Below are 13,642 nucleotides of genomic sequence, written 5' to 3' on the forward strand. Positions count from 1 at the left end.
GACAAACGCTGGCAGTAGCTTGCCGTTGCTAGTCTGCCGTTGATCTATCCATCACAGACGCCATGGCCCCATCACAGTGGTGGCTGGGTGGAATCCGTCTGTCTATTGGGGGCATGCCTTAATGGCCCAAGAAGAGAAGAGTTCTGGAATGACTGAACACTCAATGAATATCGTTCCTGTGTTGCCGCTGCGGGATGTGGTGGTCTACCCACACATGGTGATCCCCCTTTTTGTCGGACGAGACAAATCGATCCGCGCGCTTGATGCCGCAATGCAAAGCAACAAGCAGATCCTGCTGGCAGCGCAGAAGAGCGCTGATGTGGATGACCCCGAAGTAGGGGATATGTATGGCATTGGAACACTCGCAAATATCCTGCAACTGCTGAAATTGCCGGATGGCACGGTAAAGGTGCTGGTGGAGGGGGGTGAACGCACCAGGGTCGTTGAGTTTGTCTCAACTGACGACTATTTTACCGCGCAGATTGAGAGCCTCAGTGATGAGCTTTCACTGGAAGAGCGGGAGATAGAGGTGCTGATGCGTTCTGCCACTTCCCTATTTGATCAGTATGTAAAGCTCAACAAAAAGGTACCGCCCGAGGTGCTGACCTCGCTCTCAAGCATTGATGAGCCGAGCCGCCTTGCCGATACCATTGCCGCCCACATGTCGCTCAAGTTGGAAGAGAAGCAGCATGTGCTTGAGATGCCCGATGTGCGTGAGCGCCTTGAGCATCTGATGGGTTTGATGGAGGGCGAAAACGACATCTTGCAGATGGAAAAGCGTATCCGAGGCCGGGTTAAACGGCAGATGGAGAAGAACCAGCGCGAGTACTATCTGAACGAGCAGATGAAGGCGATCCAGAAGGAGCTGGGGGATCTGGATGAGGCGCCCAACGAGGTCGAGGAGCTTAGCAAGAAGATCGACGAGGTTGGAATGACCAAGGAGGCCAGGGAGAAGGCCCAGGCGGAGCTGAACAAGCTCAAGCTGATGTCGCCGATGTCGGCTGAGGCCACCGTGGTGCGCAACTACATCGACACCTTGGTTGGGCTGCCCTGGAAAAAACGTTCTAAGATCCGCAACGACATTGGACGCGCAGAAAGCGTGTTGGAAGAGGATCATTACGGGCTGGATAAGGTTAAAGAGCGCATCCTTGAATATCTGGCGGTGCAGCAGCGGGTGCGTAAGTTGAAGGGCCCGATCCTCTGTCTGGTTGGACCGCCGGGTGTTGGCAAGACCTCACTCGGGCAGTCCATCGCCCGCGCTACCAACCGCAAGTTCACCCGTATGGCTCTGGGTGGAGTGCGTGATGAGGCGGAGATCCGAGGTCACCGACGCACCTATATCGGCGCGCTTCCCGGCAAGATCATCAACAATCTCAGCAAGGTGGGGACGCGGAATCCGTTGTTTCTACTTGATGAGATCGACAAGATGGCGATGGATTTTCGCGGCGATCCCGCCTCCGCGTTGCTGGAGGTGCTCGATCCAGAGCAGAATCACACCTTCAACGATCACTATCTCGAGGTCGATTTCGATCTCTCCGAAGTGATGTTTGTGGCCACCGCCAATACTCTGAATATCCCGCCGGCGTTGCTGGATCGCATGGAGGTGATCCGTCTCTCTGGCTACACTGAAGACGAGAAAGTCAACATCGCGGAGCGCTATCTGGTACCGAAGCAGATGGAGAACAACGGACTCAAGCCGGATGAGATGGTGTTTCGTGAGGCGGCGGTCCGCGATATCGTGCGCTACTACACTCGCGAGGCGGGGGTACGTAACCTGGAGCGCGAGGTCGCCAAGGTCTGTCGCAAGGTGGTCAAGGAGATCCTGCTAAAGAAGCCTGCAAGCAAGATCACAGTCACCCCCAAGCGGTTGGAGTCCTACTTGAGCGTGAAGCGTTTCCGCTACGGGCGAGCAGATGATCACGACGAGGTCGGACAGGTGATCGGTCTGGCCTGGACAGAGGTGGGTGGCGAACTGCTGCGCATCGAGGCGGCGCTGATGCCGGGCAAGGGGCGGCTGAGCCATACTGGCCAGCTCGGTGAGGTAATGCAGGAGTCGATCCAGGCAGCGATGACGGTGGTGCGCAGCCGGGCGAAATCCCTGGGTCTGGAGAGCAGCTTCTACCAGAAATATGATATCCACATCCATGTGCCGGAAGGCGCTACGCCGAAGGATGGTCCGAGTGCCGGCATCAGTATGTGCACCTCACTAGTCTCAGCGCTGACTGGTATCCCGGTACGGGCAGATGTTGCGATGACTGGTGAGATCACCCTGCGGGGCGAGGTGCTGCCAATCGGTGGACTCAAAGAGAAGCTGCTTGCCGCGCATCGTGGTGGTATCGTAACGGTGGTGATCCCGGAAGAGAACGAACGGGATCTGGTGGAGATACCGAAGAATATCAAGCAGAATCTCGTGATCAAGCCGGTAAGGTGGATCGATGAGGTGCTGGAGATTGCGCTTGTGGAGATGCCCAGCCGGTTGAATGGCGAGGCAGAAAGCGTAAAGAAATCTACCGAGAGTGAAGAGCCGTTGGGGCAAAAAACCTCTGATGTGACGACCCATTAAGTGTTGTTTGAAGTGCCGGAGGGCGCTCGGTTTAGAGGAACCCGTTGCTTGACACGATTTCCGGCAGTGGGTATAAATTCCCGGCGATTCACGGCCCAACAAATGGGGCGTCACACAGATAATTTGGATCCGGTAAATAATTAAGCCGGAAGCCAGTATGGGGGAAAGCGATTAATGAACAAGACCGAACTGATTGAGTCAATAGCGGACGCGGCGGATATATCCAAAGCTGCGGCCGGGCGTGCACTGGAGGGTATGGTGGAAGCCATCACTGAGGCACTGAAGAGCGGAGATCAGGTCTCGCTGGTTGGCTTTGGGACCTTTTCGGTCAAGGAGCGTGCGGCACGTCAGGGACGCAATCCTCAGACCGGCGAAACCATCCAGATTGCCGCCTCCAAGACCCCTTCATTTAAGGCTGGCAAAGCCCTTAAGGATGCCGTAAACTAGCGCGCCTCTTGGGGTGCTTAGCTCAGCTGGGAGAGCATCGCCCTTACAAGGCGAGGGTCGCAGGTTCGATCCCTGCAGCACCCACCAAATTTGGAGCGGTAGTTCAGTTGGTTAGAATACCGGCCTGTCACGCCGGGGGTCGCGGGTTCGAGTCCCGTCCGCTCCGCCAACATCGTGAAACGGGGTATCGTCTTGATACCCCGTTTTTGTATCCAACATTCGGACCAGATCTGATTCATTATGTTGCAAGCAATCAGGGATAAAGCGCAAGGCTGGATCGCCTGGGCGATCGTCATTCTCATCAGTATTCCTTTTGCGCTTTGGGGCATCCAGGAGTACCTCGGTGCAGGCGCTGAGCCTGTGGTTGCTAGTGTGAATGATGAAGAGATCACTGAGCGTGATCTCGACCAACGCTTCAACACCTTCAGGCAGCAGCTGCGCGAGCGCCTCGGCGCCGCCTACAAGCCGGAGATGTTTGATAACACACGGATGCGTGCCGAAGTCCTGCAGGAGATGATCCGGGGCAGTTTGCTGCGTCAGGTCTCCCACGACATGGGGCTGCGAGTCGGCGACCAGCTGATCAGATCGGCTATCCTCGGTATCGAGGCGTTCCAGGTCGACGGGCACTTTGACAAGGCGCTCTATGAGCGTGGGGTTCGCCTGCAGGGTACCAGTGAGGCGGGCTTTGAGCAGCGCGTGCGCCAGGCTCTGCTCTCTGAGCAACTCTCCCAGGCGGTACAGAATAGCGTGTTTGCTACCCAACGCGAGATCGAAGAGCTGATACGTTTGCGCAACCAGACCCGCGATGCCGCCTACTTCACGCTGCCGGTCGCTGATTTCCTTTCAGATGAAGAAATCCCGATCGACTTGGTGGAGAGCTACTATCAATCCCACCAGAACGAGTTTCTCGCACCTGAGCAGGTCAAGATCGAATACTTGCTGCTGAGCGCTGAGGCGATAGCGCCGACCCTGGACGTGCAGGAAGAGGCGTTGCGCGGCTACTACGAAGCCCATCTCGAGAGCTACGGCCGACCTGAACAGCGTCGTGCCAGCCATATCTTGGTTCAGGTGGCGCAGGATGCTGATGAGGCGACCGTGGCTGCGGCAAAAGAGAAGATTGCGAGTCTGCGCCAGCGGGTTGAGGCTGGTGAGGCATTTGCCGATCTGGCCAAGAGCGAATCGCAAGATCCGGGCTCGGCGGCTGCCGGCGGTGATCTCGGTTTCTTCGGCAAGGGCATCATGGATCCCGCTTTCGAGTCGGCCACTTTCGCGCTCAAGGAGGGCGAGCTGAGCGAGGCAGTGCGCAGCAGCTTCGGTTTTCACCTGATCAGACTGTCTGAGATCAAGTCGGGTGATGTGAAGAGCTTTGAAGAGGCTCGCCAGGAGGTGGAGTCTGCCTACCGCAAGGCAGAGGCAGAACGACTCTATTTCGAGTATGCGGAGCGTCTGGCCGATCTGAGTTATGAAGATCCATCCAGCCTGGAACCGGCCGCCAGCACGCTCGAGCTGAAGATCGAGCAGAGTGACTGGCTCACTCGCGATGGCGGTGCAGGTGTGCTGAGTTCGCCCAAGGTGATGGCTGCTGCCTTCTCAGAGGATGTGCTGGTGGAGCACAACAACAGTGAGGTTATAGAGCTCGATCAGACTCGTTCGTTGGTGTTACGCGTGGTCGATCATCAGGAGGCCAGTCTCAAGGCGCTGGATGAGGTCAAGGCGGAGATCATTGAAACGATTCGCCAACAGCAGGCGGCAGAGAAGGCAAAGGCTGAGGCCGAGAAGCGTCTCGCCCAACTGCAGGCGGGCGAATCGATCGAGGCAGTTGCTGGGGACTACTCCACCAAGCAGCTGAGTGGGGTCAAGCGCAGCGAACGTGGTGTTCTCTACAGTTTGCTGAGTGATATTTTCAGTGCCCCGCGTCCCAAGGATGGCAAGCCAACATTAGGTATCACTAGGCTCGGCAAGGGCGACTATGCGGTCTATGCACTTAGTACGGTGAGTGACGGCAACGTCGAGGTTGCCGACGAGGCGGCGAAACAGCGCGAGATCGACAACCTGAAACGGCTGCAGGGGCGCAGTGACTTCAATCATCTGCTGTATGATATGAAGGGGCGGGCGAAGATCACGATCACGCTCCAGTCGGAGGCGACGCAGTAGGCCTGCGGTTTAGGGTCTCAGACGAGATCCTGAGAAAAAGCCGCACGACCTGGATAAGGTCGTGCGGCTTTTTTCATGGAAGGATCAGGCGCTGCCGAGGATATGGTAGCCGGAGTCGACGTAGAGCACGTCGCCGCTGATGCCGGAGGCGAGGTCGGAGCAGAGGAAGGCGGCGGCGTTGCCGACCTCCTGGATGGTGACGTTGCGGCGCAGTGGCACCTTCTTCTCCGCCGCGTCGAGCATGCTCTTAAAGTCCTTGATGCCGGAGGCGGCGAGGGTACGGATCGGCCCGGCTGAGACCGCATTGACGCGGATCCCCTCCGGACCCAGCGAGTCGGCCATGTAGCGCATGGTGGCCTCCAGGCTTGCCTTGGCCACGCCCATCACATTGTAATTGGGTACGGTGCGCACTGCCCCGAGGTAGCTCATGGTGATCAGCGCTGCGTTGCGCCCCTGCATCATGGCGCGGCCCGCCTTGGCCAGGGCGGCGAAGGAGTAGGCGCTGATGTCGTGGGAGAGGGCGAAGCCTTCGCGGGTCAGATTGTCGAGGATGCCGCCCTCCAGATGGTCGCGGGGGGCGAAGGCGGCGGAGTGGACGATGCCGTCGAGGCCATCCCACCGCTTACTCAGTTCATCGAAGACCGCCGTGATCTGCTCGTCGCTGGTCAGGTCCAGCGGCAGCACGATATCGGAGCCGAACTCAGTGGCCGCCTTCTCAACCCGCTTCTTCAGCTTGTCGGTCTGATAGGTGAAGGCGAGCTGTGCACCCTCGCGGTGCATGGCTTCAGCCACACCCCAGGCGATGGAGCGGTTGCTGGCAACGCCGACGATCAGAAAACGTTTGTCTTGTAAAAATCCCATGGAACGATTCCTTGGTGGTGTCATCAAAAAGAAACGCGGATAATGCGGGCTACCGCGTGGGCCTGTGCCGCATCCCGGATCTCACGGATCGGCGACGCAATGGCTCGGGCGAAATAATAACGGCGTAAGTTACCGGAAACTCAGCAGATAAAAAAGAGCAGGCACCCGGAGAGATGCAGAGATCGGCTTGGCAATGGGGATGGATCGGGATAGCGCTGAGCCTGTTGTTGTCACTGTCCGGTTGTGGTGAGAACCCTTGGAATAGTCCCTACCGAAGCGGTGATGCGGCCGCTCCGGTCCTCTACAGCTCATTCTCCGAACGTCCCAAGCACCTCGACCCGGCACGCTCCTACAGCTCCAACGAGTATGTCTTTATCGCGCAGATCTACGAGCCACCGCTGCAGTACCACTTTCTCAAACGGCCGTACCAACTGATCGCGCTGACCGCGGACGGCATGCCCCAGGTGAGCTATCTTGATGCGGCTGGCCGGGAGCTGTCGCCTGATACCCCGGCGGAGCAAATCGCCTTCAGCCTTTATACAGTAAGGATTCAGCCCGGCATCCGCTACCAGCCCCACCCCCTGTTCGCCACGGATGAGTCAGGCGCCTATCGCTACCATCAGCTGAGCGAGGCGCAGCTAGAGCAGATCCATACCCTCGACGATTTCGCCGAGAGGGGCAGCCGCGAGCTGACCGCCGCCGACTACATCTACCAGATCAAACGCCTCGCCTTTTCGCGCTTCCACTCGCCGATCGCCGGCACCATGGGGGAGTACATTGTCGGTTTCAACGCGCTGACAAAACGGCTGCGCGAGGAGGAGCAGCGTCTGAAGCAAGAGACCGGCCAGGACCGTCCCTATCTCGATTTGCGCGAGTTTGAGATGGCGGGGCTGAAACAGCTCGATCGCTACACCTACACCATTCGCATCAAGGGCAAGTACCCGCAGCTGCTCTACTGGATGGCGATGCCATTTTTCGCCCCGATGCCATGGGAGGCGGATCGCTTCTACGCCCAGCCGGGGTTGTGGCAGCGCAACATCAAACTCGACTGGTATCCGGTGGGAACAGGTCCCTTCATGCTGGCAGAGAACAACCCCAACCTGCGTATGGTGCTGGCGCGCAACCCCAACTTCCACGGTGAACGCTATCCGAATGAGGGAGAGCCGGAGGACCGTGCCGCTGGGCTGCTGGAGGACGCAGGCCGGTCTCTGCCGCTGGTGGAGCGTGCGGTCTACAGCCTAGAGAAGGAGACCATCCCCTACTGGAACAAGTTTCTGCAGGGCTACTATGATACCTCCGGCATCTCCTCCGACAGCTTCGATCAGGCGGTGCAGTTCAGTGACCAGGGCGATGTGGGGCTTACTGACGCGATGCGCGAGAAGGGCATCCAGCTGACCACCGCGGTGCAGAGTTCCACCTACTACTTCGGCTTCAATATGCGTGATTCGGTGGTGGGTGGCGACTCCGAGCGGGCACGGCTGCTGCGCCGTGCCATCGCCATCGCCGCCGACTACGAGGAGTTCATCTCGATCTTTGCCAACGGTCGCGGGGTGCCCGCCCAGGGGCCGATCCCCCAAGGAATCTATGGTCACCGACCGGGTGTGGCAGGGCATAACCCCTATGTCTATGAAGTGCGCGATGGCAAGATCAGGCGTCGTCCCATCGAGCAGGCGAAGGCGCTGATGGCGCAGGCGGGCTACCCGGGCGGACGTGACCCGCAGACCGGTAAGCCCTTGGTGCTCAACTATGATGCGGTGGCCACTGGCCCCGATGACAAGGCGCGGATGAACTGGTGGCGCAAGCAGTTTGCCAAGCTCGGCATCCAGCTGGTGGTGCGCAGCAGCGACTACAACCGATTTCAGGAGAAGATGCGCAAGGGTACCGCACAGATGTTCAGCTGGGGCTGGAACGCCGACTATCCTGACCCGGAGAATTTCCTGTTTCTGCTCTACGGTCCCAACGCCAAGGTGAAGGGGGAGGGCGAGAACGCCGCCAACTACGAGAACCCCGAGTTTGACCGCTTGTTCAATAAGATGAAGAACATGGACAACGGCCCCGAGCGGCTCGCCATCATCGATCTGATGGTGGAACTGCTGCGCCGCGAGGGTCCCTGGCTCTGGGGGTATCATCCCAAGGCGTTCTCTCTGCACCACGCCTGGTATCACAATGTGAAGCCCAACCTGATGGCCAACAACACGCTCAAGTACAAGCGCCTGGAACCGGCGCGACGGGTCGAAAGCCAGCGCGCCTGGAACCCGCCTGTGCTCTGGCCGGTGATCACCGGATTGCTGATCCTGCTGATCTCGTTGATGCCGGCGGTGGTGGTGTTCCGCCGGCGTGAGCGGAGTGCCGCCCGATGATTGCCTACATCATCCGCCGCATGCTTTATGCGATCCCGATCCTGATTGGCGTCAACGTCATCACCTTCGCGCTGTTCTTTGTAGTCAACTCACCGGACGACATGGCGCGCATGAACCTGGGCACGAAGCGGGTCACCGCACAGGCGATCGAACACTGGAAGGCGGAGCGGGGCTATGACAAGCCGCTGCTGATCAATAGCCAGGCCGGTGGTATCGAAGTCGTTACTGACACGATCTTCTTCCAGAAGTCGTTGAAGCTGTTCCAGTTTGAATTTGGCGCCTCCGACTCAGGCCGTGACATCGGCTACGACATCTCCCAGCGGATGTGGCCGAGCCTCGCCATCGCCCTGCCGGTGCTGCTGGTGGGGCTGGCGCTCAACATCACCTTCGCGCTGCTTATTGCCTTTTTTCGCGCCACCTATATCGACCTTTGGGGGGTGGTGATCTGTGTCGTGATGATGTCGATCTCGTCGCTCTTCTACATCATCGGCGGCCAGTATCTGGTGGGCAAGCTGCTACATCTGGTGCCGATCTCCGGCTATGATCCCGGTATGGGGGGGCTGAAGTTTCTGATCCTGCCGGTCATCATCGGCGTGATCGGCGGCATCGGTGCTGGCACCCGCTGGTATCGCACCCTGTTCCTCGAGGAGATCAACCGCGACTATGTGCGCAGCGCCCGCGCCAAGGGGTTGAGTGAGCAGTGGGTGCTGTTCGGCCACGTCTTTCACAACGCCCTGATACCGATCCTCACCGGCGTGGTGGTGGTGCTGCCACTGCTGTTCATGGGCAGCCTGATCACCGAGTCCTTCTTCGGCATCCCCGGGCTCGGCAGCTACACTATCGACGCTATCAGCCGTCAGGACTTCGCCATTGTGCGCGCCATGGTGTTCCTTGGCTCGGTGCTCTATATCATCGGCCTGATCCTCACCGATATCTCCTACACTCTCGTTGATCCGCGGGTGAGGTTGCAGTGATGGATTTGCATAACCTGTTTGATCCTTCCGCTGGAGTCGCGCTGCATGCCTGAGCTGGTGATCCTCTGGACCGATGCGCTGATCTTTCTGCTGCTGGTGCTGGCAGTGGGATTCGGCCTGCTCGCCAGTCGTCGCGAACACCTGCGCACGCCATGGCGGCAGGTGGCGCGTAGCCGTATCGGCATGGGGGCGCTGGTGGTGCTGAGCTTCTATGTGCTGATCGGCCTGCTCGATTCGATCCACTATCTCCCGGCGGACAACGGTGAGCCAGGTGCCGGCTCGGCTGAGGTGTTGAGCGTTTTTGACTGGATGGTGACGCCGATCCGTACCCGTCAGGAGAAGAGCTACTCGGCCCCTCTGGCGACCCATCTCTACGCCAAGGAGAGCATTGAACTGGCGGATGGCCGCACCAGCCGGGCCTATCCCCGGCTCAAGTATGGCGGCGCCCACCTGCAGGATCCGACGGCTGACTGGGCCACTGATCTGCTGGCCCATATCGTGCGGGGGGTGCTGATTGGGCTGCTCGGCTGGGCGCTGATCGCCTCGCTGCTAGTCTGGCAGCTGGCGCGTCGCCAGGCTGTTGGCTTCCGAGCGATGCTCTTGCAGATCTTGGCATTTGATACCCAGGTCCCCTGGCGTACCCTGTTGATCACCCTTGGCGTGGTGTTGCTGCTTGGTTTTGTCGCCTTCACCTTGGGCAGTAGCTACCATCTGCTCGGCACCGACAAGGTGGGTGAGGATGTCTTCTACCAGGCGCTGAAGAGCATTCGCACCGGGCTGCTGATCGGCACCCTCACCACCCTGGTGATGCTGCCGGCGGCGATCTTGCTCGGCATTATGGCGGGCTACTTCCGCGGCTGGGTCGATGACCTGATCCAGTATAGCTACACCACCCTGAACTCGATCCCCGGTGTGCTGCTGATCGCCGCGGCGATCCTGATGATGCAGATCTACATCAGCAACCACGAGGCCGACTTTGCCAGCCTCACCGAGCGCGCCGACCTGCGCTTGTTGTTTCTCTGCATCATCCTCGGCGTCACCAGCTGGACCGGACTCTGCCGGCTGCTGCGCGGCGAGACCTTCAAGCTGCGCGAATTGGAGTATGTGCAGGCGGCGCAGGCGTTTGGCGTTGGCCATTTCACCATCATCGGCCGCCACATCCTGCCGAATGTGCTGCATATCGTGCTGATCACGTTGGTGCTCGACTTCAGCGGGTTGGTGCTGGCGGAGGCGGTGCTCTCCTACATCAACATCGGTGTCGATCCGACCATGAACAGCTGGGGCAACATGATTAACTCGGCGCGCCTGGAGATGGCCCGCGAACCGATTGTCTGGTGGTCGCTGGTGGCGGCGCTGTTTTTTATGTTCACCCTGGTGCTGGCCGCCAACCTTTTCTCTGACGTGGTACGGGATGCCTTCGACCCGCGCCTGCGCAACAGCCGATAGACGGGAGCCTCGATGCGCGATCCTCTGCTGCAGATCAATGGCCTGAAGACCGAACTGGGGGATGAATCCAACCCGGTGCGGGTGGTGGACGGCATGGATCTGCAGATCCGCCGCGGCGAGACCCTGGCGCTGCTGGGTGAGTCGGGCTGCGGTAAGTCGATGACTGCCCTCTCCATGATGCGGCTGCTGCCCCATGGTGGGCGTATCGCCACCGGCAGCATCCACCTCGACGGCGACGATCTGTTGGCCCTCTCGGAGCGGGAGATGCGTGGCGTGCGCGGCGGTAAGATGGGAATGATCTTCCAGGAGCCGATGACCTCGCTCAATCCGGTGATGCGGGTGGGAGAGCAGATCGCTGAAGCGGTGCGGCTGCATGACGAACTGAAGGGCCGGGCGGCGGTGCAGCAGCGGGTGGTGGAGCTGCTCGACGCGGTGGGTATTCCCGATCCCGAACGACGCACCCGAGAGTATCCGCACCAGCTCTCCGGTGGTATGAAGCAGCGGGTGATGATCGCCATGGCCCTGGCCGGGCGGCCGGAGCTGCTGATTGCCGATGAGCCGACCACCGCGCTGGATGTGACCATCCAGGCCCAAGTGTTGCGCCTGCTGAAGCAGCTGCAGCGGGAGACGGGCATGGCGATCCTGCTGATCACCCACGACCTGGGGGTGGTGGCGGAGTCAGCGGACCGGCTGGCGGTGATGTATGCTGGGCAGATCGTCGAAACTGCCGATGTGGCGGACTTTTTCGCTGCGCCGAAACACCCTTACAGTCGCAAGCTGTTCCAATCCCTACCCGACAGCCACAAGCGCGATGAACAGCTTGCGGTGATAGAGGGCAGTGTGCCGCCTCTGGACAGCCGCTTCGAAGGTTGCCGCTTTGCCGAGCGCTGTGAGCTGGCGGTGGCGCGCTGTCATAAGGAGATTCCTGCCTGGAACCCGACCGCCCCGCAGCAAGGGGTGCGCTGCCTGCTCTATGCCGACAAGCCGATTCAGCCCGGTGCCAGGGAGAGGAAGGTCCAGGCAGTGCGCCACGATGTCGACCACGGAGAGACACGGCTGCTGCAGGTGGAAGGCTTGAAGGTCTACTTCCCGATTCATAAAGGGGTGTTCCGCCGGGTGGTGGGGCATGTGCGGGCGGTGGATGGGGTCAGCCTGGCGATTCCCAAGGGCCGAACCCTGGCCTTGGTGGGGGAGTCGGGTTGCGGCAAGACCACCGTCGGCAAAGGCATACTGCAGCTGATCCGGCCCACCGCAGGCAGCGTTCGCTTCGGCGTTGATGAGCTGACCGAGATGCGTGGCGAGGTGCTACGCAGGCGCCGAGGCGATATGCAGATCATCTTCCAGGATCCGATGTCGTCGATGAACCCGCGTATGCTGGTGGGGGATATCGTCGCTGAGGGGATGCTGGCACAGGGGATGGGGGATCGGACCAGCCGCCAGCGGCGGGTGGCGGAACTACTGGAGCAGGTGGGGTTGCGTGCCGACGCGGCCAGCCGCTATCCGCATGAGTTCTCCGGCGGCCAGCGCCAGCGCATCTGCGTCGCTCGGGCCCTAGCGGTGGAGCCGCAGCTGATCGTCTGCGACGAGCCCACCAGCGCTCTGGATGTCTCAGTGCAGGCGCAGATCCTCAATCTGCTGAAGTCGCTGCAGCGGCAGCTGGGGCTCTCCTATTTCTTTATCACCCACAATATCTCGGTGGTGGCCTATCTGGCCGATGAGGTGGCGGTGATGTATCTGGGGCGGATCGTCGAACAGGGGCGGGTCGATGAGGTGCTGGAGGCTCCGGCCCATCCCTATACCCAGGCGCTGCTGTCGGCGGTGCCGGTACCCGATCCGCAGCGGCAGCGTTCGGTGATCCGCCTCGAAGGGGATATGCCGTCACCCTCAGACCCGCCAGCGGGTTGTCACTTCCATCCCCGCTGCCCGGAGGCGATGGCGCACTGCCAGGCGGCCTATCCCGATTCGGTGAGCCTGAGTGGCTCCCATCGGGCCAGCTGTCATCTGCTTGCGACAGACGCTGCCAGCCATTCTTGAGGTTGTCGAACTGTCGATCTTATCTGATTAGCTGTCCTGTTCCCGGCGCAGGTGGTCGAAGGCGTGAAACTGCCAGGGGCGCTGCGCCAGCACTAGACCGATGTTGATGCGCTGCTCCGGTGGTAGGCTCAGGTCGGCCTTTAGCAGCTCGGCGAACTCCTGCTCGAGCAGGCGCATCTTCTTGATCAGCAGCGCCGCAGAGCCAGCGGAGAGCTCGCCAGAGAGGAATTGGCGGTGGCTGTGCTGGCCGCTGAAGCTGGCGTCGAAGAACTCGGCTTTCACCCGCTCCTCGTAGAAGCGCACGATCGGGCCGTTGGGGATCCACTGGAAGTCAGGGGCCACCAGCAGGCGGATGCGGTTGCCCGGCTGCAGCTCGATCAGCCGCAGCCGGTCGAGCTGGGCCAGCAGCTGGATGCAGTCGTGCTCCGGGATCGCATAGTCGTGCAGGATCTGTGGCAGACTCCAGTGGTTGCGGATTAGTGCGATCAGCAGCAGCAGCCGGATGTCGCCGATCAACTCCTCCTCCTGCTCCCAACTCAACTGGCTGGTGGAGTGTTGGGCCCGCTCCATCAACCGCATCAGGTCGAGCAGCTGCATCTCCATCAGCGCGCAGATTGCTTCGATCCGTTCAAGGGTGAAGCGGCCGCTGGAGAACATCCGTTTGACGCTGGCCTCGCTGATGTGGATCTGACTGGCGACCTGGGCGTAGGTGAGGCCCTGTTGTTTTAGTGCCTGTTTGAGTGTGCTGATGAGGAGCTTCTGTTGCGACATGAAAAAGTATAAAAATATGATACGAAAGTTGG

9 protein-coding genes and 2 tRNA genes are annotated in these 13,642 nt (G+C 60.2%); 9 read left to right on the forward strand and 2 right to left on the reverse strand.

Translation table 11 applies throughout. From position 1 onward, the window contains the following. Positions 1 to 121: 121 nt before the first annotated feature. The 5 genes from lon (at position 122) to L0Y14_RS04520 (ending at position 5,164) form a co-directional block, all read left to right on the forward strand. Entirely contained in the window at positions 122 to 2,563 is a 2,442-nt protein-coding gene (gene lon, locus L0Y14_RS04500) for an endopeptidase La (RefSeq protein WP_039960183.1), read from the forward strand. A gap of 174 nt (positions 2,564 to 2,737) precedes the next feature. Next, positions 2,738 to 3,010, forward strand: coding sequence for an HU family DNA-binding protein (locus L0Y14_RS04505; protein ID WP_006475201.1), 273 nt, complete (start codon positions 2,738 to 2,740; stop codon positions 3,008 to 3,010). Between the two features lie 11 nt (positions 3,011 to 3,021). Continuing rightward, a tRNA-Val gene (locus L0Y14_RS04510) sits at positions 3,022 to 3,097 on the forward strand. Positions 3,098 to 3,102: 5 nt separating this feature from the next. After that, positions 3,103 to 3,179, forward strand: a tRNA-Asp gene (locus L0Y14_RS04515). Positions 3,180 to 3,250: 71 nt separating this feature from the next. Next, the gene (locus L0Y14_RS04520; RefSeq protein ID WP_006475202.1) at positions 3,251 to 5,164 is read left to right on the forward strand and encodes a SurA N-terminal domain-containing protein; all 1,914 of its coding nucleotides are present in this window, start codon (positions 3,251 to 3,253) and stop codon (positions 5,162 to 5,164) included. A gap of 84 nt (positions 5,165 to 5,248) precedes the next feature. Here the strand turns inward: L0Y14_RS04520 and L0Y14_RS04525 are convergent, their stop codons facing one another. Continuing rightward, positions 5,249 to 6,025 carry an enoyl-ACP reductase FabI gene (locus tag L0Y14_RS04525; RefSeq protein ID WP_006475203.1) on the reverse strand — a complete coding sequence of 259 codons (777 nt, stop codon included), beginning with the start codon at positions 6,023 to 6,025 and terminating at the stop codon, positions 5,249 to 5,251. A gap of 173 nt (positions 6,026 to 6,198) precedes the next feature. Between L0Y14_RS04525 and L0Y14_RS04530 the strand changes: the two genes are divergently transcribed. The 4 genes from L0Y14_RS04530 to L0Y14_RS04545 are packed head-to-tail and all read left to right on the forward strand — an operon-like array spanning position 6,199 to position 12,839. Beyond that, a complete protein-coding gene (locus L0Y14_RS04530) occupies positions 6,199 to 8,385 on the forward strand; it encodes an ABC transporter substrate-binding protein (RefSeq protein WP_050799395.1) in 2,187 nt (728 codons plus the stop codon). Next, a complete protein-coding gene (locus tag L0Y14_RS04535) occupies positions 8,382 to 9,359 on the forward strand; it encodes an ABC transporter permease (RefSeq protein ID WP_005961042.1) in 978 nt (325 codons plus the stop codon). The genes L0Y14_RS04530 and L0Y14_RS04535 overlap by 4 nt, the downstream gene beginning before the upstream one ends. A gap of 45 nt (positions 9,360 to 9,404) precedes the next feature. Further along, the gene (locus L0Y14_RS04540) at positions 9,405 to 10,805 is read left to right on the forward strand and encodes an ABC transporter permease (protein WP_240991680.1); all 1,401 of its coding nucleotides are present in this window, start codon (positions 9,405 to 9,407) and stop codon (positions 10,803 to 10,805) included. A 12-nt stretch (positions 10,806 to 10,817) separates the two neighbouring features. Beyond that, the gene (locus tag L0Y14_RS04545) at positions 10,818 to 12,839 is read left to right on the forward strand and encodes an ABC transporter ATP-binding protein (RefSeq protein ID WP_006475206.1); all 2,022 of its coding nucleotides are present in this window, start codon (positions 10,818 to 10,820) and stop codon (positions 12,837 to 12,839) included. A 27-nt stretch (positions 12,840 to 12,866) separates the two neighbouring features. On the opposite strand, the gene L0Y14_RS04550 is transcribed toward L0Y14_RS04545, so the two are convergent. Further along, positions 12,867 to 13,610 carry a helix-turn-helix domain-containing protein gene (locus tag L0Y14_RS04550; RefSeq protein WP_240991681.1) on the reverse strand — a complete coding sequence of 248 codons (744 nt, stop codon included), beginning with the start codon at positions 13,608 to 13,610 and terminating at the stop codon, positions 12,867 to 12,869. Positions 13,611 to 13,642 lie beyond the last annotated feature (32 nt).

Origin of the sequence: Candidatus Endoriftia persephonae (assembly GCF_023733635.1) — a bacterium.
GTDB lineage: Bacteria > Pseudomonadota > Gammaproteobacteria > Chromatiales > Chromatiaceae > Endoriftia > Endoriftia persephonae.